Source organism: Sulfuricurvum sp. (assembly GCF_049277495.1).
Taxonomy (GTDB): Bacteria; Campylobacterota; Campylobacteria; order Campylobacterales; family Sulfurimonadaceae; genus Sulfuricurvum.
This window is the reverse complement of the sequence record NZ_JBASYM010000038.1, coordinates 1-16,373: the sequence shown is the minus strand read 5'-3', so window position 1 is coordinate 16,373 and position 16,373 is coordinate 1. Positions and strand designations below refer to the sequence as shown.

General features: G+C 44.2%; 24 protein-coding genes. 7 read left to right on the top strand and 17 right to left on the bottom strand.

Features of this window, described 5'->3' with window-relative positions:
* Positions 1-180 precede the first annotated feature (180 nt).
* From WAO38_RS07425 to WAO38_RS07390, 8 genes are all read right to left on the bottom strand, one after another.
* On the bottom strand, positions 181-1,032 hold the full coding sequence (locus WAO38_RS07425; RefSeq protein WP_422235811.1) for a transglutaminase family protein: 852 nt from the start codon (positions 1,030-1,032) through the stop codon (positions 181-183).
* Complete coding sequence (locus tag WAO38_RS07420; protein WP_422235809.1) at positions 1,019-1,834, bottom strand: transglutaminase-like domain-containing protein; 816 nt, start codon at positions 1,832-1,834, stop codon at positions 1,019-1,021. The genes WAO38_RS07425 and WAO38_RS07420 overlap by 14 nt, the downstream gene beginning before the upstream one ends.
* 181 nt (positions 1,835-2,015) lie before the next feature.
* Positions 2,016-2,138 carry a hypothetical protein gene (locus WAO38_RS07415; protein ID WP_422235807.1) on the bottom strand — a complete coding sequence of 41 codons (123 nt, stop codon included), beginning with the start codon at positions 2,136-2,138 and terminating at the stop codon, positions 2,016-2,018.
* Positions 2,139-2,275: 137 nt separating this feature from the next.
* Entirely contained in the window at positions 2,276-2,833 is a 558-nt protein-coding gene (locus tag WAO38_RS07410; protein WP_422235805.1) for a transglutaminase-like cysteine peptidase, read from the bottom strand.
* Between the two features lie 55 nt (positions 2,834-2,888).
* On the bottom strand, positions 2,889-4,214 hold the full coding sequence (locus tag WAO38_RS07405) for a sensor histidine kinase (RefSeq protein ID WP_422235803.1): 1,326 nt from the start codon (positions 4,212-4,214) through the stop codon (positions 2,889-2,891).
* Positions 4,215-4,371: 157 nt separating this feature from the next.
* Complete coding sequence (locus WAO38_RS07400; protein ID WP_422235801.1) at positions 4,372-5,073, bottom strand: thioredoxin fold domain-containing protein; 702 nt, start codon at positions 5,071-5,073, stop codon at positions 4,372-4,374.
* Positions 5,074-5,198: 125 nt separating this feature from the next.
* Positions 5,199-5,477 carry a peptidylprolyl isomerase gene (locus WAO38_RS07395; RefSeq protein WP_422235799.1) on the bottom strand — a complete coding sequence of 93 codons (279 nt, stop codon included), beginning with the start codon at positions 5,475-5,477 and terminating at the stop codon, positions 5,199-5,201.
* A 79-nt stretch (positions 5,478-5,556) separates the two neighbouring features.
* Positions 5,557-6,066 carry a 2'-5' RNA ligase family protein gene (locus tag WAO38_RS07390; protein WP_422235797.1) on the bottom strand — a complete coding sequence of 170 codons (510 nt, stop codon included), beginning with the start codon at positions 6,064-6,066 and terminating at the stop codon, positions 5,557-5,559.
* Positions 6,067-6,220: 154 nt separating this feature from the next.
* Between WAO38_RS07390 and WAO38_RS07385 the strand changes: the two genes are divergently transcribed.
* The 3 genes from WAO38_RS07385 to WAO38_RS07375 all read left to right on the top strand — a co-directional run bounded on the left by WAO38_RS07385 (position 6,221) and on the right by WAO38_RS07375 (position 9,044).
* Positions 6,221-7,591, top strand: coding sequence for a phospholipase D-like domain-containing protein (locus tag WAO38_RS07385; RefSeq protein WP_422235795.1), 1,371 nt, complete (start codon positions 6,221-6,223; stop codon positions 7,589-7,591).
* A gap of 13 nt (positions 7,592-7,604) precedes the next feature.
* Entirely contained in the window at positions 7,605-8,345 is a 741-nt protein-coding gene (locus WAO38_RS07380) for an endonuclease/exonuclease/phosphatase family protein (RefSeq protein WP_422235793.1), read from the top strand.
* Between the two features lie 150 nt (positions 8,346-8,495).
* Positions 8,496-9,044, top strand: coding sequence for a DUF3617 domain-containing protein (locus tag WAO38_RS07375; protein WP_422235791.1), 549 nt, complete (start codon positions 8,496-8,498; stop codon positions 9,042-9,044).
* Between the two features lie 26 nt (positions 9,045-9,070).
* On the opposite strand, the gene WAO38_RS07370 is transcribed toward WAO38_RS07375, so the two are convergent.
* The 3 genes from WAO38_RS07370 to WAO38_RS07360 all read right to left on the bottom strand — a co-directional run bounded on the left by WAO38_RS07370 (position 9,071) and on the right by WAO38_RS07360 (position 10,714).
* Positions 9,071-9,253 (bottom strand): YgaP family membrane protein, encoded by a 183-nt coding sequence (locus tag WAO38_RS07370; protein WP_422235789.1) that lies wholly within the window; start codon positions 9,251-9,253, stop codon positions 9,071-9,073.
* Between the two features lie 130 nt (positions 9,254-9,383).
* On the bottom strand, positions 9,384-10,127 hold the full coding sequence (locus WAO38_RS07365; RefSeq protein ID WP_422235787.1) for an integrase arm-type DNA-binding domain-containing protein: 744 nt from the start codon (positions 10,125-10,127) through the stop codon (positions 9,384-9,386).
* A 14-nt stretch (positions 10,128-10,141) separates the two neighbouring features.
* Positions 10,142-10,714: a hypothetical protein gene (locus WAO38_RS07360; protein ID WP_422235785.1), complete on the bottom strand. Its 573-nt coding sequence runs from the start codon at positions 10,712-10,714 to the stop codon at positions 10,142-10,144.
* A 129-nt stretch (positions 10,715-10,843) separates the two neighbouring features.
* Here WAO38_RS07360 and WAO38_RS07355 point away from each other — a divergent pair, with 129 nt between their 5' ends.
* Entirely contained in the window at positions 10,844-11,083 is a 240-nt protein-coding gene (locus WAO38_RS07355) for a hypothetical protein (RefSeq protein ID WP_422235783.1), read from the top strand.
* A gap of 16 nt (positions 11,084-11,099) precedes the next feature.
* Here WAO38_RS07355 and WAO38_RS07350 read toward each other — a convergent pair whose 3' ends face one another.
* Entirely contained in the window at positions 11,100-11,306 is a 207-nt protein-coding gene (locus WAO38_RS07350) for a hypothetical protein (RefSeq protein WP_422235782.1), read from the bottom strand.
* A gap of 307 nt (positions 11,307-11,613) precedes the next feature.
* Here WAO38_RS07350 and WAO38_RS07345 point away from each other — a divergent pair, with 307 nt between their 5' ends.
* Positions 11,614-12,030, top strand: coding sequence for a hypothetical protein (locus WAO38_RS07345; protein ID WP_422235780.1), 417 nt, complete (start codon positions 11,614-11,616; stop codon positions 12,028-12,030).
* A 37-nt stretch (positions 12,031-12,067) separates the two neighbouring features.
* On the top strand, positions 12,068-12,862 hold the full coding sequence (locus WAO38_RS07340; protein WP_422235778.1) for a DUF2279 domain-containing protein: 795 nt from the start codon (positions 12,068-12,070) through the stop codon (positions 12,860-12,862).
* Between the two features lie 10 nt (positions 12,863-12,872).
* Here the strand turns inward: WAO38_RS07340 and WAO38_RS07335 are convergent, their stop codons facing one another.
* Both WAO38_RS07335 and WAO38_RS07330 read right to left on the bottom strand, forming a co-directional pair.
* On the bottom strand, positions 12,873-13,601 hold the full coding sequence (locus WAO38_RS07335) for a methyltransferase family protein (protein WP_422235777.1): 729 nt from the start codon (positions 13,599-13,601) through the stop codon (positions 12,873-12,875).
* A gap of 87 nt (positions 13,602-13,688) precedes the next feature.
* On the bottom strand, positions 13,689-14,054 hold the full coding sequence (locus WAO38_RS07330; RefSeq protein WP_422235775.1) for a hypothetical protein: 366 nt from the start codon (positions 14,052-14,054) through the stop codon (positions 13,689-13,691).
* A 197-nt stretch (positions 14,055-14,251) separates the two neighbouring features.
* On the opposite strand from WAO38_RS07330, the gene WAO38_RS07325 reads away from it, so the two are divergent.
* Positions 14,252-14,632, top strand: coding sequence for a hypothetical protein (locus WAO38_RS07325; protein ID WP_422235773.1), 381 nt, complete (start codon positions 14,252-14,254; stop codon positions 14,630-14,632).
* Position 14,633: 1 nt separating this feature from the next.
* Here the strand turns inward: WAO38_RS07325 and WAO38_RS07320 are convergent, their stop codons facing one another.
* The 3 genes from WAO38_RS07320 to WAO38_RS07310 form a co-directional block, all read right to left on the bottom strand.
* Positions 14,634-15,170: a hypothetical protein gene (locus WAO38_RS07320; protein ID WP_422235772.1), complete on the bottom strand. Its 537-nt coding sequence runs from the start codon at positions 15,168-15,170 to the stop codon at positions 14,634-14,636.
* 72 nt (positions 15,171-15,242) lie between these two features.
* Positions 15,243-15,908, bottom strand: a complete 666-nt coding sequence (locus tag WAO38_RS07315) for a hypothetical protein (RefSeq protein ID WP_422235770.1) — start codon at positions 15,906-15,908, stop codon at positions 15,243-15,245.
* Positions 15,909-16,032: 124 nt separating this feature from the next.
* Positions 16,033-16,373 (bottom strand): DnaJ domain-containing protein (locus tag WAO38_RS07310; protein WP_422235768.1); only part of this gene is annotated, 341 nt, incomplete at its 5' end.

Below are 16,373 nucleotides of genomic sequence, written 5' to 3'. Positions count from 1 at the left end.
CCTTGCATTTTTGAAATTCTGTAAATTATTTTGGATCAAGAAAATTCAGCGAACACTAATGTATTAAATTATTACTAATTTGTATATATTTTAAAATAAGATTGTTTAAAGAAAGGCTTTGATATTTTTTGAAAAACTTTTTTTCAGATTTTAGGGGACAAATATGATTGCAGTTGTTCATTAACATTGACTGACCCATACCCCTACGGTAAGAGTTGAATCCGCTGTACCCGCAAATGACCCGGCAATGGGAGGTACGGATTCAGGCAATCGCGCAACAGCTACGGCGATGTGATCGCTTCCCGCAATTTTTCCGATGGTAGGGTCAAACCCCTTCCATCCGGCACCCGGAAGATAAACTTCTGCCCATGCATGGGTTGATCCGATTTCTGATGCCATTAGCGGTGCGTAGAGATATCCGCTGACAAAGCGCGAAGCCAGTCCCAAAGAGCGTACCGCCTGCATAAAGAGAAGGGCAAAATCACGGCAGGAACCGGTGCCGCAGGCCAGTGTTTGGCAGGCACTCTGCACACCGGGTTCTTCTCGTACACGGTAGGAGAGCGTTTTGAAAATAACTTCGGCTATCCGCTGCAGGAGTGTGTAGGTTTGGATCTTTTCGGTAGGCTGCCAAAAATTGCCGATCCATTTGCTCACTGCCGCAAGCGTCTCCGGATCGGGTAAGGCTTTGTAGGGAGAGAGTAAAACATTGTCATCCCCTTGATAGGCAAACGGATAACGCAATGCATAATCGGCAACCATGAAATTAAGAGGAGATTCGTTGTATTGCTGAATGATCACTTCGCTCTCGATAAGGAGCTGATGTGCGGGGAGGGTAAAATTAGCGATGGCAACGGAATTGCCCTCAACGTCACGATGCCAAAGAAGTGTCGCTTCCGGAATGATCTTAAGGGCAAAAGACTCGATTCGAAGTTCATAATCTTCTCTCGGGCGCAGCAGCAAAGTATGGGGCCCGAGTATTACATCGGAAGAATAATTGTAGTACGTACGATGAAGAATCTTATAGCGCTGCATGGTCCGTCCTATCTTCATTATGAATGAGCTCTACGCGAACATGCTGTGTATTGGGATACAACGCCGGACCAAACTGATTGTACACCGCAACATCCGCAGCATCACGGCCATAACCGATCGCTACATATCCGCCCCGCATCTGCTCTTGCGTCGCATCAAACGCATACCAGCGACCTCCGATATAGGCCTCGAACCATGCATGCAGATCCATAGGCTCAAGACCGTGGAGATATCCTACTACCATTCGAGACGGTATGCTAAGGCTTCGGCACATTGCGATTCCTAGGTGGGAAAAATCACGGCAAACGCCCCATCCTCTGGCATTAACCTCGATAGCGGAGACGAGAGCATCGCTGCGATAAGGTTCGAAACGGATGGTAGTGCGTAACCACTCGGTGATGGCTGAGACCTGATCATATCCTAAGAGTCTGCCTGCGGTAATCGCGGTTGCCATTTGGCTAAAGCGGTCTGCTTCACAGTAACGGCTGGGCAAAAGATAGCTCAGCACCGTATCGGGCAGATTTTGAATCTCGATAAATGCCGCTCCGGGAGCTTGATCCACATAATCGGCAGTCTGCACCACGGCTGAGGTGATAACGGCAAAGGGACCGGGAGGAGCTATCAGCCTCTGGCAGAGATTGCCGTAGTTATCGGTAAATTCGAAAACGGGAACGCTCGGGATGATTTTGTACTCCTCCATCGCAATCCACTGCTGTGCACCGCTGCGCGGCCGCAGCATCAGAACAAAAGGGGTCGGTACCGTAATGTCAAATGTCAAATTACAGCTTGTACGTAGCCACATACCTTAAATCCTTTGGGTTAACGGAGCAAAAATTGTTTCTAATGACAAGGATAACCCGAATAAGAAACAATTCCATTGTCAAGTATCATATCTTTATTACCTAAAATTGATTGGGGAAAAGGTCAGCAGTTGAAGTAGAGGTTTAATAAGTACAGCAGATGCAGATCAATATTTTAACAACTTATCCATAAATGGCAATCGTATCAAACATTCCGAAAGCTATCATAATAAAATAAACGATCAAACCTTCTGTAATACCGACAAAAGTACCAAATAGCAGTTCACGCACTATTAACTTTTCCATATGCTCCCCCTTTTGGACGATCTATAAGGCTTCTTGTCAAAAATAAACTAAAGACGATAATAATAGTACTTTTGCGATAAATATAATATTCAAAAACAAAATTAAATTATTGATACCCATTCTTGAATTCAGTATTACTATTTACCTGCATTGATTTTGGATTGAAGAATTTTAAAATTTTTGAGTACGTGCTGAATCAAGGGGTCCGTAGAATGGTTGAGGGCGGGGTCTTTAATATCGTATAAGGCTTTGAGGTCGGTTCTTTTTTGAAGCGGGAGGATTTTCCAGCTGATATTATCGAGAATCAGGGTTTCATTATGATCATTTTTAACACCGAGCACGGCATGATAATTTTGCGAATCTTTGACTTTGACGATAAAGATCTTCATATCGGCGGGGCTCACCCCCAGCTCTTTGAGGGTAAAATATTTGGCGATGACAAAGTCTTCACAATCTCCGGAGCCATGAACGATGAACTCTTTCGGAGTTGCCCAGTAATCCTCAACACCCCAGGTATGGATATCATAATTATTCACGATATGGTTAAAATAAAGATTGACCCTCTCAAGCTGCATCCCTTTGGAAAAGGGCAGCGTCTCTTGTATGAAGCTACGGTAGTCCTGAAGACGAAGCTCAGCGAGGGAGCCATCAGCAGACAGAAGTGCGGTGATGAACAACAAAAGGTATTTTTTCATTGAAGGGTAACAAGAAAGAGGATTCGTATCCATAAAAACTCGCGGATGCAATGCATTATTTCTGAGCCGATACAGCATCTGTATGCAAGGGGAGCCGAATAATAAAAAGGGCACCGTCATTATAATTTCGGGCTTCTATACTGCCGTTAAATTTCATTTCGACAATCATTTTGACAATAAACAGCCCCAGCCCCGTTCCCTGAGACTGGTGTTTCGTTGTAAAGTAGGCATCAAATAATTTATCGCTGATAGCCGGATCAAATCCGCCGCCGTTATCGTATATCTTAATGACATTATCCTTTTTTTCACGGAGGCATTCAACCGTTATCTGGCTGCTTCCGGCATCAACGGCATTGTTGAGGATGATTAAAATGACCTGTTCTAATTTATGGATGGACCCATGGGCAATACAGGATGTCTCATCCAGTTTAAGGGTCAGGGTAATGTTGTTCTTATCAAATGTGCTTCCCAGAAGCCGCAGTGTATCTTCAATGGCATTTTTAACGGAAAATGTCTCCAGATCATCTTTGGTCTGGTCATTATGGAGAAAGTTTTTAAAGATATCGATTGTTTTTGACATATAGGCCACTTGCATATGCATATCGTTAAAAAGTTTTTGCTGATATTCGGAATCAACGGGTCCCATCATACTTTTGAGCGTTAAATCGGTAATACACAGCTCGATAATATTCAGCGGCTGTTTCCACTGGTGGGCGATATTGTTGATCATGGTTCCCATTTCAATAAATCGTGATTGTTTGACCAACATGGCATCTTTGAGGCGATTGTTTTCTTCTTCGATCGCTTTTTCTCTTAAGGCATTATCGATATTTTGCTGCATATGGAGAAATCCGTTGACAATCTCATAAATCGCATCGTCTTTATTGCCATTGTAGGATTCAAAAATAAGCTTGTCTCCGGGCTTGTAGCCTTTGATCTCGGCAGCAATCTTCCGCAGAGGGTTGAGCAGCTCTTTCAACAGACGCATTTCCAGCGAAAAATAGAGTATCAACAAAAAGGCCAAAAGCATTCCGACGATATAGAATTTCGTAGAGAGTTTTTTGAGTACATGATAACCGTAGGCGATTTCCAGTGTTCCGACTTTATGATGGGTATCATCGATTTCCGGACTGTAGATTACTCTTGTATCTTCTATCGTATAGGGACTGTCTGCAGAATACCCCGGAACAGTGATCTCAGAGACAAGCGTTCCGTTCGTATCTCTAAAAGCGATGTATTCGAGTTTATAGTTTATTAATATCTTTTTGAGAAAAGCATCCATTTGGGAAGTGGCATTTTGATTGTTAATAAAATACCATACCCCGACTTTAGCGGAGAGTGATTCGGAAATAATAGCGATATGTCTTTTTTCGGATTCCATAAAAACATCGTTGACCAGTTTATGGATAAATATTCCGCTCGCGGAAAATATCAGCGATAAGGTTATTACGATAAAGAAAAGCAATTTACGCTGTATTGAAACTGTACGAAGCGGCCGTATGAATTGAGTGAGTATATTCATTGTGAACGACAAAGCCTTAAAGACTCGGCCAGTTTACTTTGCTGAGTTCGCTGTCAAGAACAGTCGGCGTTCCACGGATCTCCGCATCCTTGGCTATTTCGATCTGGGCATTGATAAGTTCTGTAAGATGCTTCTCCTCATCAGCGCTCAAGACGAGGGTTTTATACTCATCCGAGCCGTTCGCCAAAGCGAAGAGCCTTTCTGCCATATCATTTTTATCTTTTCCTTTGAGTATCCATTTGCTCATCGGTATCGCGTCAGCATGGAAGGACAACGGGAAGAGATAAATTTTGAAGGTATATTTGTTTTTGAGTGTCGGCATCACTTTTTCGAATTGTTTGCAGTAGGGGCATTGCGGATCGAGAAAAACATACATAACGTTACCGCCGGTTCCGTAACTGAATGCTTCTTTCCCTTCCAGAATAGTTTTGTCCAAGGGAAATACAACTTTCATTTTGCTGTCGGTATAGAGTGCATTTCCCATAATAATGATTTTCTTATCTTTCGTAATGAAAAAATCAAACGGTTTTTTCTGCTGCCCTATCGCCACCAGCGAAGGCTCTCCGTTGACGAGATATACATCCCCTTCGTCTTGTACCTTCAGGATATTGATTTTACTGTCTTTAATAATGCTTAGAGCGTTTAGTTCGGTGATGAGCGGATCTGCTGCCATAAGAGCAGAAGCTGTCGTGAGAATAGCGATTAGAAGCTTTTTCATCATTATTCCTTTTTTATCATTCTATCAGATTTTATCTGATGAAAAATAAATAAAAATAATGAGGAACAAAAAATGAGTGAATCTTAGTGATTTTCCCAACCGGGAGGCTGGGAAAGAGGGGAGTTTTATCCTCGGGCGGTGACTTCTAAAAGATGGTAGCCGAATTGAGTTTTGATAGGACCGTATAATACTCCGACATCTCCGGTAAAGACCGCTTTGTCGAACTCAGGGACCATTTGCCCGGGACCAAATTGGCCCAGATCTCCGCCGTCTCTGCCGGATGGGCATTTTGAGTGGCTTTGCGCGACGCTTTCGAACGAAGCTCCGTTTTCAATCTGCGTTTTTAACGCGTTGCACTCCTCTTCGGTGCCGACTAAGATATGTCTTGCGGTTGCCCATGCCATAATGATCCTTTTTGTATTTTTGGATAAAAATCTTACACTTTTTTTCCTTGACTTATTGCATGTCTAAAGGGGCAGTGATTTAGGTCAGAGACCATTCTTTGAGAATTTCATAACGTGCTCCCTCCGGGGACAGGTGACTTTGGTAGAGTGCGACTTTAGGTTCCAGTACACCGATAGGTGCGGCCGAAGCAGCTGCTGAGAGCTTGAAAAATGCGGGTGCGTCAAGGATACTTTTGACTCGCATCAGCGTCACATGGGGACGAAGTTCCATAGACGCAAGCCCCAGCAGCGGAGCAAGCTTTTCATAGAGGTTCTGCAAGGTAGGGTTATAAAAAGTTGCGACAAAAACCCGGCTTTCGGCGAAATAATCCAATGCGGATATTTCGGAAATATCAAAAGAGTATTCAAAACCGGAGAGTTTTTCGATCAGATGATCAGGATTAAACCGGTTGCCCAAAAAAGCGATCGTGGCATGAAGATGTTCTTCTTCTCTCCATCGACCTTTTAACAAGGGCGAAAAATCTTTTTTGATCTGCTCATAATGATAGAGGCGAACGGGGACGGCAAGAAAGAGACGGTTTGCAGGCATGGTTCCCCTTTTCGGATGAGCATAAATATTCTAATCCGTTGTCCTGGAAGAGTTCCTGAAAGATAACCGCTAACACACCATAGGGGCAAATTAATACTGCTGGAATTATCAGAACGCTATAATCAAAAAGAGAAAGAGCTGGGTGGCATAAAAAATGGGCTATATATCGTTATACATTGTATTCGTCACATTTGCACAGGCCGTCACGATGCTCCACATGCTTTATCTGCGTAGAAACCACAGTACCATTCTTGCCTGGTTTATTATGATCCTCATGTTTCCGTTCCCTGCGTTTATCCTCTATTTCATTTTCGGGAACCGAAAAATACGGCAAAAGAGTAAAAAGAGCCCCCTGATCCTTCATGATCAGCATCAGAGCGATCATCCCGTTTCCAACCCGATCGAGACGCTGCTGGAAAGCCATGCTATAGCGGGTACAACACTATGCAATGATCTTCAGCTCTATTTTAACGGGGTTGATGCGTATACCGTTCTGCTCCATGAGATCATGAACGCACGCGAATCGATCTGTATCAGCACCTATATATTCGAAAACGATTTAACGACAAAGATTATCCTCGAAGCGTTGACCCAAAAAGCGGCGGAAGGGGTGGACGTCAAGCTGCTGATCGATTCCGTCGGCTCCTATAAACTCTATTTTTGGCAGCGTCCGCTCCAAGCGCTCCGAGATGCAGGGGGAAAGGCGGTATTTTTTATGCCGATTCTCAAACATCCGCTTAAAAACTACATCAACCTGCGCAATCACCGTAAAATCTATTGTTTCGACGAGAAGGTCGTCCTGGCCGGAGGAATGAATCTGGGGGAGAGATATCTGGGATCTGCCCCGGTCAAAAAACGGTGGATCGATATGATCTTTCGTCTCGAAGGGGAGGCCGTTTTTTCTTATGTGGAGATTTTAATGGCCGATTTCGGATATGCCTGCGGTGAAAAGAGAACGGTGCAAAAAAGAGAGATACCTTGTGTTGGGAACAACGCCCTCCAGGTTGTCCCCTCCGGCCCCGATATGAGCAGCGATCCCCTCTATGAAGCATTGTTAAGCGCGATCCACTCGGCACGTCAGAGGGTATGGATCGTGACCCCCTATTTTGTACCTGATGAGACGATCCTGCGTGCACTGATCATCGCCAAACACAAAGGGATCGATGTCAAACTGATTACCCCGCATACCTCGGACCATTGGATCACCGACATCGGCCGAAGCAGCTATATGCGCGAAGCCGAGGAAAACGGTCTTGAAATATTGTTGTATCATGGCAATATGCTCCATACCAAAGCTGTTTTGCTGGATGATTACGCCGTGATGCTGGGATCGGTTAATATTGATAACAGGAGCCTTTTTCTAAACTATGAAGTTGTCAGTTTTGTCTATTCGAAGCCGATCATTTTACAGATGGAAGAGTGGATAAAAGAGCTTATTGCCCACTCGGCACCGGGGATGAAAAAAGGATCCAAACAAAGGCTGATCCTGGAAAATTTTATGCGGATATTTTCGCCGCAATTGTAAAGAAGTCCATGTCATGCTAAAACCTCTCAGAATACATCGCAATCAGCCGGAACCGCGGCAGGAAGAGACCTTGCCGATGGAATTTGGTCTTTTATGCTGGAATGTCCACAAACAGAATCTCGGATATGCGTTTGATCACTATTTCGGTGAGATGCTTGAATCTTACGCCATCGATCTCGTTGCACTGCAAGAGGTCAAAATCAATCCTTTAGCTTCGTCCTCGTTTGAGGCTTTTGATTTTTCATTTGCCCCGAATATACAATTTTTCAAGCATGTTTACGGCGTTCTAAACGGCTCGCGTGTTCAGGAACAAAAGATGTTTTCGCTTCTCTCCGCTCACCGCGAAAGCTTGATCCGTACCCGTAAAAGTGCTATTTTTTCTTATTATCCGCTGTATAACGGAGATTCTCTTTTGCTGGTCAATCTGCATGCGATCAACTTCCGCGCGACCAAGGTGTACATGAAGGAGATCGAAACCATTTTTGAACAAATACGCCATCATCAGGGGGCGATGATCGTAACCGGAGATTTTAACAGCTGGAATCGGCAGCGGATCAGTTTTTTGATGAACCTCTGTGGTGCTTTGGAACTCAAAAACATTGAACTTGATCACGGACATCTGGTCAAATCGTTTATGAGCTGCAAGCTGGATCATATTTTTTATCGGGGATTGAAAGTGCAGGAGAGCTGTGCCATCGATGTCAAAAAGTTCTCGGATCATAATGCATTGTATGCCCGCTTTATTTGCATATAAATCGGTTTTCATAGTGGTCGGTGAGAGTGGCCGTTTCTTTATGCATCGGCACTGAACTTGCAGGTGGAGGATAAATTTGATATACTTTTTTATCACTCAGGAGCGATTGTAAATCCAAATTCTCCCACATGAGGCTAAAAGGAGTCCGATATGATTTTGAAGACGTTTTTAAAGTGGTCTGTTCCGCTGATTGTGTTGATAAACAGTGTACAGGCAGCTCCTGTTTCTCTTCGTCCGGGACTATGGGAGCATACGACAGCGATCAAAAGCCAAAATAAAGAGATGGAAAAGGCGATGAGACAGATGGATCAACAGATGGCTTCTATGCCGCCTGAACAGCGTAAAATGATGGAGCAGATGATGGCATCCCAAGGAGTTGAGAAGACTCCTCAAGGCAATAGTGTTAAAACCTGTATCACTCCGCAAGATGCAAAGCTCAATATTGTTCCTCAAACCGATCAGAGATGCAAACAGCAGATTATTAAACAAAGCGGCAACAGCGTACGTTTCAAATATGAATGTCAGGGAAATCCTCATAGCAGCGGAGAGGGGGAATATATCATCAAGAATAATAAATCATATAGCGGAAAAATGAGTGTCCGAACAACTGTCCAAGGGCACACCGAAGTGATGCAAATGGATCAGTCCGGAAAATGGCTCTCCGATGATTGCGGCAAGCTAAAACCGCTCAGCCGCTGATTTGTCAAAAAGCTGTAAAAATCGAGTCAGATAATCTCACATTGTCCGGTGATTTTGCATAATGGGCAAAAATTGACAAGACCGGCGATGAGGGGAACGACACCTAAATAAAACCATGCATTGCCACTATAGACCCCGTAACTGATAAGCGCTAAGCCTAAAACAATACGGAATGGACGGCATACTTTTCGAATCATGTTGACATTCATCATTTTCCTTTGGAGATGTTTTGAATAAAACATCAAATTATTATCACATTAATAAAATATTATAGCGTGAAAATGACTAAAGAAAACACCGTAGAAGTGAGGTAATGGGTAAATTTCATCCAAGATTTGGCTAGATGCGGTTTTTCTCTTTTCGGCGGAGGGAAGGATCAATGTTCTGAGCAATATCACTGTGATGCAGTGCACAGCTTATGCGTGCTTCAGAGAGCGGCATCTCTGGGTATTTTCCCAAGGTCACACTTCGTTCTATCCCTTTGTCACGGTACTTTAAACGCCAGAGTTTTCCTCCGGTTGTTTTGATCAGCAGATAGAGTCCATGTTGATCATGGAGCTTGATATTGGTATCCGAAGCGAGGGTGTTTTCAACCTCGGCTTCGGTCAGGGGAGGCAGGGCTTCAACTCTGAAACGCTGTCGGGTGACCATTCCCCAATACGGATCGTTATAGCGTTCTTCTTGATACGGCGTATGATCATACGCCGTAATGGTTTTACGCCAAAACTCGGTGGCGTACGCGGCTCCCTCTATCTGTTTGATCTCCCACTCTCCGGGAAACATGCTCCAGAGCTTATGGGCAAATGTCATCCCGCTTGAATGGCGGCGAAAAGAGGGGACGACGTAAAATTCGGATACTTCGTAACTAGTCTCCTCTTTGATTGTGATTGCGGCAAGACCTGCAGGCGATTCATGGATAAAAAGGAGTAATCCTATCACTTTCTCCCCGAGCTGCGTATCGAGTTCAAACAGACCGCCGGCATCAGGTTTTTTATGGGTCAGCCCCGAAAATTCCGCTTCATAGCATTGGGCGAGATTCAGATAAAGGGTGAGATTGTTGTCGGCAACAGGGATGATTTTCATAGTGCAGTCAATGGCTATTTTCGATCAAAATGGTAGATCGAGCTATCCGATTTTTGTTTTTGGTTTTCCCAGCTGAGATACGAAGTTTTGAGGTGTTTGCCGTTGTTGCTGAGTTCATGGATGATCTGATGGACATGATCCTCATCGGATCGGCACAGTTCGGTAGACATATCGCAATCGAAAATGATCCGCTCCGGAGTACTCTCACGAAGATTGGCGAGGAACTCCGGCTGATTTTGTTTGACGCAGTAGTGGGTTGCTTTGAGATTGGTGCAGGCTATATCTTTGCAATGGTACATCGTCACCATTTGCTTCGTCGTATTCGGTAAAAGGTCTTCCTGGATCGTTACGTCACCGCCGATGAGTTTAAATGCTATTCCCGTCGCATCGGTACCGACCAGAGGCAAAACGGCGTGGTGCTTATACGATTCGGTCCCGATTTGCTGATCGGCACCAGAGAGGACCCATTCTCCGACCAGGGACTCTTCCATCCATCCGAAGAGTTCCCATGATGTTGCTTCTGCGGCATGGGCAGAGGTGAGAAGCGGCAGATTGAGCATTGCGGCTAAAATGATTTTTTTGAACATGATTATCCCTTTTCTGGATTGGAATTTTACTCTATTTCTCTGCCGTTCTTGCCGGAGTTGAAAATGTGGGGAAGAAACTAATAGGATTTTTATATAATAACGTAAACGATACCACAAAAAGACGAAGAGATGACACAAATCGATTGGGAACAATTTAAAAAATTTAAACTGAAGTACTCCAATCGCAAAGGATTCGATAATTTTCAGCTGCTGCTGGAATATATCCGAAGTGTCGACAAACTCATCAGTCCGGACGACATTCTAGAGATACTGAGAGAGGATGTCCTCTCCCAGCAGATGCTGGAAAAACGGGAGATCACCGAAGTCGCACAGATCGAAGAATATCTGTACACGATTCTCCACGGATAAGGGAAAAAATCTCTTATTAAAGAGTATCGGCACCTTTTTGGGTCAATACCAACGTAACACCGTCTTCTTGTACTTCTATCAGGCCGTCACTCTTGAGTTCATCCATTGCTCTTTCGAAAATCTTGTCTTGTTTGGAATCGAGTTTTTTCAGAACATTTTTAATGACGTCCGCTTTGCCCATAACATGACCCGCAACGGCTCTGGAAGATTTAAACCAGTTCATAAACATCGCTTTGATCTCGTTTTTCAGAGTAACATCCAGATTCTCTTTTTTCGGAGGCGCTTTGCGTTGAAAGTTTGGTGCAGGTTTTGAATAATCTCGTTTCGGCGTCGTTTTCCGGTTGGTTGCAGGTGGTTTAATGGGGTATCCTTGTGATCGTATATCAGTTACCGTATTGTAGTGAATTTTGCTTAATCACGCTTCTTTGGATACTTGAACGTTAAAAGCCGGCGACAATAGGGTTGTGGAATTTTTAGGTAGAATACAGGTTTTATAACAGAATGACAAATGAAAATAGACAAGGGACACGATGAAAGAGTTAGGGACAGTTGATTTGATGCTTGCATTGGAGCAGGATATTAAAATGGCTCTTTATACACTCGACCGATACAATATTGAAGCTAACCTGGCTCTGGTAGCCTGTGATGATTACGATGTTGACAAAGCGCATTTGATAGACAGCGTACGCCAAAGCGATGTCGGCAGAAGAGTGAATGATCATTATATCGCCGTATTATTTACGTTTGTAGATCATGTCGGCGCCCGATGCGCTTTGGAAAAACTGATCCATCACTATCCGGAATATCATCTGAAAGGAAGTCTGATCATATTGAAAAAAGGGGATACGGTAGAAACCGTATGCGAGCGCCTCATCAAAGCCAACCAATTGATTCATCAAGATGCCGCAAACTGTGTTTTTGATGAATCGGAGCAGTTTGTCTCATAAACCGTATCGCCTCAAAATAGAAAAAAGGTATAACATTATGATATTACGTTTTATTATAGTCTTTGCTTTTTTGCATTCTTCTCTTTTCGGGGAGGGCGATGAGCGTAAAAATGATATTTTGTATACGAATTTAGCCGGTGCCGCACTGATTACGGGATGGGGCTTAGTCAATTGGGATTATGGAAAATCTGCCCCGCACAGCAGCAATGAGCAGTGGTTCGGGAAGGATACGAAATCAGGCGGAGCCGATAAAGCGGGGCATTTGTATGCCTCTTATTTCGTCGGTACAGGGCTTATCAATCTGTATGAAAACTGGGGATATGACAAAGAGAAGGCGGCATTGTACGGGTCGCTTTCTTATTTTTTTCTGATGAACTATATGGAAGCCGGGGACGCTTTTAGCGATCGGCTCGGGTTTTCGTATGAAGATACGATCATGAATACTCTCGGCGCGGTCAGTGCTTATCTTTTTGCGACGTATCCCGACCTTTCCCGGCGTGTTGATCTGAGGCTGGAGTATGTTCCCAGTTTCACGACAGCCGATATTGTCACCGAATACGAAAAAATGAAGTACCTCATTGCGATCAAGGCCGAAGGGTTTGAATCCATTACCAATCCCTATCTTCGCTACGGCGAATTTCATCTGGGATATTATACGCGCCATTACGATGAGGGGTTTTCGGATGCAAGTGAGCGTATCCTTTACGTCGGCATAGGATTTAACTTCTCGCGGCTGGCTCGGCAAAGCGGCTATCCGACGACCGGGCGTTTTCTGAATTACTATCAGCTCCCCTATACCTACCTGCCGTTTGAAAAAGATTTGAATCGATAACGTAACGGGGTTATTTCGGAAAAGGGAGTATCATTCGGACACGACGCTGATACTCTTGATAGGTCGTACCCCATGCCGCAAGCAAATCTTTTTCTTCAAGCCAAAGACCGATAAAAATATAAATACTCAAGGTGACGGAAAGCATCATGTGCGAATAAGACATGCTCGGCGTCAGCCATATCCCGATCAGCACTCCCAGCTGGATCGGATGGCGCACCAATCTGTAAAAGAGTTTTTCCTGAAACGTCACCGCCGGTTCAGGCTTATTGATGAAGTTCAAATAGATCTGCTGCAGTCCGAAGAGTTCGAAATGGTTGATGATAAAGGTCGAAAAGAGCGAAAACAGCCACCCGAACAGATACCCTGCCGTCAACAGCGCTTTTCCGGTTTCATTTTCCACCTGCCATAAATATCCGTTTAACGGCTGCCAATACAAACAGATCAGCCCCAGCGCCAACCCTGAAAAAAGGACATAGGTACTCCGTTCGGAGGCTTGAGGGATGATTTGGGTCAGATATCTTTTAAATGAAGGACGTGCCATTATGGAGTGCTGCAGACCGAACAAAAGAACCAAAGCAAAGTTGATGGACAAGGCTGAGATAAGTGATACCGTTTGGTGCCCATTGACAGTAACCGGCATAAACTCCCACTCTCCGAGATACAAAATAAACCATATCTGTGCTACCAGAGCAATGAGATAGGAAACAATTCCGTAGATAAAAATTATTGATTTGCGCATGTCTCTCTTTTCATTGTTCTTGTCAGTATAACTTAAAAAGTAAGTACAATGAAAGATCGATTGGCGCGTATGCCCGTATCCTTCTGCTTATGAGGGTGATTTCGAAGAATAATAAAGAGTCTTTGCGCATTGGGTACAAAAAATCTCATGCTGAAAAGTTTCGTGTATCAACGGCCGGACATCGATCGAATTGTTTTCGCAGGTAAAACAGGTAACGAAGTCACCCTGAACATTATCCGGATATTTTTCTTTATACCATTCATACGTTTTATCTTCGATCGTCTCTGATTTATTTAATTGGTTTTTGATAAAGATGACAGGGATAAAAACGAGAAGCCCGCCCAGAATGAGTAAAAACAAATCGAACTTCAAGAGCAGAACAAAGAGCAGTACCCCGGCACCGATGAGCATAACAATCGAGCTGATGATGACGACAAATGTTTTGTTTTCCATACTATCCCTTTATTGCAGAGCTTATGAATACCGATATTTAACATTATACGGTATGTATTATGATGCAGATAAACTTATAAATCTATGAAATAGCCTAATATGAATTTTTGCCTGAAAGGATGGAAAGAGAATCAATAGCGGTTTTCTCTAAGATATATCGATGTTATAATGCCTAAATGCCATGTGAGGAGACAGCTATGGGCACTATTATCATGATGTTCATATTGCCGCTTGGAATATTGGTCTATTATTGGGATCGCCGTAATTATGCGCAGAACCTTGCGGTTTTCAGGGACTATATTTTACAGATAAGCCATGCGGATCTGTCGGACGCCGAAAAGATGGATCGTATCGATGAGATGTTTTACCAAAACGGCTATACCCGCATCGAACGTGTTGAATCCCGTCTCATTATCGAGAAAAAACATTTCAATATCGGAGTTCTTTTTATTTCGGTGGGAGCTTTGACCTACTTCGGGTTGTTTTTATATCTGATTTACTACCGTTTTTTTATGAAGCCGCGCAGATTGAGAGTGGATTTGGAAGATGAGATCATGATGAGGGAGAGTGAAACGTAAGCTATTGGTCTGCGTGTTTAAATCGTACCCATGCTTTCTTGGTAATGTGAATCGGGACAACGAAAATCAATCCTAACCTGACATCGTCTACTCTTCCAAGCAGAGCATTGTCTTTTCCAATAGAAAAATAAACGTTGTTTCCTCCGCTGGCAAAGCCGACGGGAGCAAACCCATACGATTGGTTTAGACCCGGACAAATGATATTTTGGTCGATACAGAAGCACTCTATGTTGTAATCAGAAGTTTGATTATTATCCGGTACGACTTTAAGATTTATGAATGAATCACCGTGAGAATCGGTCCTTCGTGTATTCGTGAATAAGGATATTTTTTTGCTGTTTGAAGGGATAAATAATATCGAAGAGAGAGAAACATTTTTGGTTTGATTATCTTCTCCTCTCCATTCGCCATCATTGACATAGCTCCCTTCGATCAATTTGCATTGATCCCCTAACCGCGTAATCTCACCCCATTCACGAGGATAAAAAGGATCCGGGGCAAGAGGAGCTATGCAGCCGCTAAAGATGGCTGTCATCATCACAGCAACTGGAAAAAACAGATAACGAATTCTCATCAAGTCTATCTCGAATTCCCTTTATCCCCTCTTTTATTATCGAAAGTTCACCTGACCATTGGCGGTTGATTTGAGAGTATTGGCAAATCCGGCTTTGCGCAAACTGTCCGCATTGATGACCATGCTACCGTCTGGCGATACTGAAACCTGCAGTGCGGCTTTGCCGCCGCCGGTAGCCGATCCGCCGCCGGTATTGTCATCGCCGAGCAGTCCGCCATTTCCGCTTCCGCCGGTATTGTCATCACCAAACAGTCCTCCATTGCCATGGGCGCTATTTCCATCGGAACCGCCGCTCCCGCCACCGGTAGCACTGCCGTCTTGGTCGCTTGCGAGGCCGCCGCCCTTAGGCCCCATTGCACCGCCTCGGCCGCTCATTCCGCTTTTGCCTGCCATTGCCGCGTTTTGGCCCCCTCGAATGGTTGTCGAAGGAGCTATGATGGCACCGCGGAATGTTCCGCTTGCTTTCCGGCTGTCAAAACCGTTGACGCGTACTTCCCAGACGCCATTGCCTTTCTGTGTCACCGACTCGACCGCAAATCCGAGTTGACGCATCGTATTGACCATATGCCGCTCTTGATCCATTTTCTGCATCGGGGCTAAGGGTTTGTTTTTTAGCTCAACGGCCAAAGCATCCAATCCGAATAAACCAGCTAAAACGAGTGCCGATCCACCCAATCCTATTACTTTTACGATTTTAGACATATTGACTCCTCTGCGCTTTGTATGTTTGGTATATCTATAATATGCAGTATACTAAAAAAATGATGAGATGCTATTTTTTTGAATAGGAGTATTGTCATAAAGAAAAGCGCCTTCCGAGAACGAGTTATACCAAATCCAGCAGCGCGTCGCATGCTTCTTTGATACGGATAAACATTTCCTGAGAGCCGCCGGCATCGGGGTGCGCCTTTTTAGCGGCTTTGCGGTAGGCAGATTTGATCTGGGAGAGTTCCAGTGTGCCGTCCTCCGGGAGGTTCAGCAATGTACGATACTCTATTTGGCTGCATTGCATGGCATTGATCTTGCGTCGGTTATGTTGTTCGAGCTCCTCAAAAAAACTTTCCTGTGCTTTGCGGCGTTTGTGGAGAGCTTCTTGACGCAGCGCTTCTCTGTCGTCTTGCCATTTTTGTTTGGACATGACGGCACATGCGGCAAAATAGATGAGGC

Coding starts and splice junctions, on each gene's coding strand:
- WAO38_RS07425 (WP_422235811.1), bottom strand. CDS start 1,032: ATGCAGCGCTATAAGATTCTTCATCGTACGTACTACAATTATTCTTCC.
- WAO38_RS07420 (WP_422235809.1), bottom strand. CDS start 1,834: ATGTGGCTACGTACAAGCTGTAATTTGACATTTGACATTACGGTACCG.
- WAO38_RS07415 (WP_422235807.1), bottom strand. CDS start 2,138: ATGGAAAAGTTAATAGTGCGTGAACTGCTATTTGGTACTTTTGTCGGT.
- WAO38_RS07410 (WP_422235805.1), bottom strand. CDS start 2,833: ATGAAAAAATACCTTTTGTTGTTCATCACCGCACTTCTGTCTGCTGAT.
- WAO38_RS07405 (WP_422235803.1), bottom strand. CDS start 4,214: ATGGAATCCGAAAAAAGACATATCGCTATTATTTCCGAATCACTCTCC.
- WAO38_RS07400 (WP_422235801.1), bottom strand. CDS start 5,073: ATGAAAAAGCTTCTAATCGCTATTCTCACGACAGCTTCTGCTCTTATG.
- WAO38_RS07395 (WP_422235799.1), bottom strand. CDS start 5,477: ATGGCATGGGCAACCGCAAGACATATCTTAGTCGGCACCGAAGAGGAG.
- WAO38_RS07390 (WP_422235797.1), bottom strand. CDS start 6,066: ATGCCTGCAAACCGTCTCTTTCTTGCCGTCCCCGTTCGCCTCTATCAT.
- WAO38_RS07385 (WP_422235795.1), top strand. CDS start 6,221: ATGGGCTATATATCGTTATACATTGTATTCGTCACATTTGCACAGGCC.
- WAO38_RS07380 (WP_422235793.1), top strand. CDS start 7,605: ATGCTAAAACCTCTCAGAATACATCGCAATCAGCCGGAACCGCGGCAG.
- WAO38_RS07375 (WP_422235791.1), top strand. CDS start 8,496: ATGATTTTGAAGACGTTTTTAAAGTGGTCTGTTCCGCTGATTGTGTTG.
- WAO38_RS07370 (WP_422235789.1), bottom strand. CDS start 9,253: ATGAATGTCAACATGATTCGAAAAGTATGCCGTCCATTCCGTATTGTT.
- WAO38_RS07365 (WP_422235787.1), bottom strand. CDS start 10,127: ATGAAAATCATCCCTGTTGCCGACAACAATCTCACCCTTTATCTGAAT.
- WAO38_RS07360 (WP_422235785.1), bottom strand. CDS start 10,714: ATGTTCAAAAAAATCATTTTAGCCGCAATGCTCAATCTGCCGCTTCTC.
- WAO38_RS07355 (WP_422235783.1), top strand. CDS start 10,844: ATGACACAAATCGATTGGGAACAATTTAAAAAATTTAAACTGAAGTAC.
- WAO38_RS07350 (WP_422235782.1), bottom strand. CDS start 11,306: ATGAACTGGTTTAAATCTTCCAGAGCCGTTGCGGGTCATGTTATGGGC.
- WAO38_RS07345 (WP_422235780.1), top strand. CDS start 11,614: ATGAAAGAGTTAGGGACAGTTGATTTGATGCTTGCATTGGAGCAGGAT.
- WAO38_RS07340 (WP_422235778.1), top strand. CDS start 12,068: ATGATATTACGTTTTATTATAGTCTTTGCTTTTTTGCATTCTTCTCTT.
- WAO38_RS07335 (WP_422235777.1), bottom strand. CDS start 13,601: ATGCGCAAATCAATAATTTTTATCTACGGAATTGTTTCCTATCTCATT.
- WAO38_RS07330 (WP_422235775.1), bottom strand. CDS start 14,054: ATGGAAAACAAAACATTTGTCGTCATCATCAGCTCGATTGTTATGCTC.
- WAO38_RS07325 (WP_422235773.1), top strand. CDS start 14,252: ATGGGCACTATTATCATGATGTTCATATTGCCGCTTGGAATATTGGTC.
- WAO38_RS07320 (WP_422235772.1), bottom strand. CDS start 15,170: ATGATGACAGCCATCTTTAGCGGCTGCATAGCTCCTCTTGCCCCGGAT.
- WAO38_RS07315 (WP_422235770.1), bottom strand. CDS start 15,908: ATGTCTAAAATCGTAAAAGTAATAGGATTGGGTGGATCGGCACTCGTT.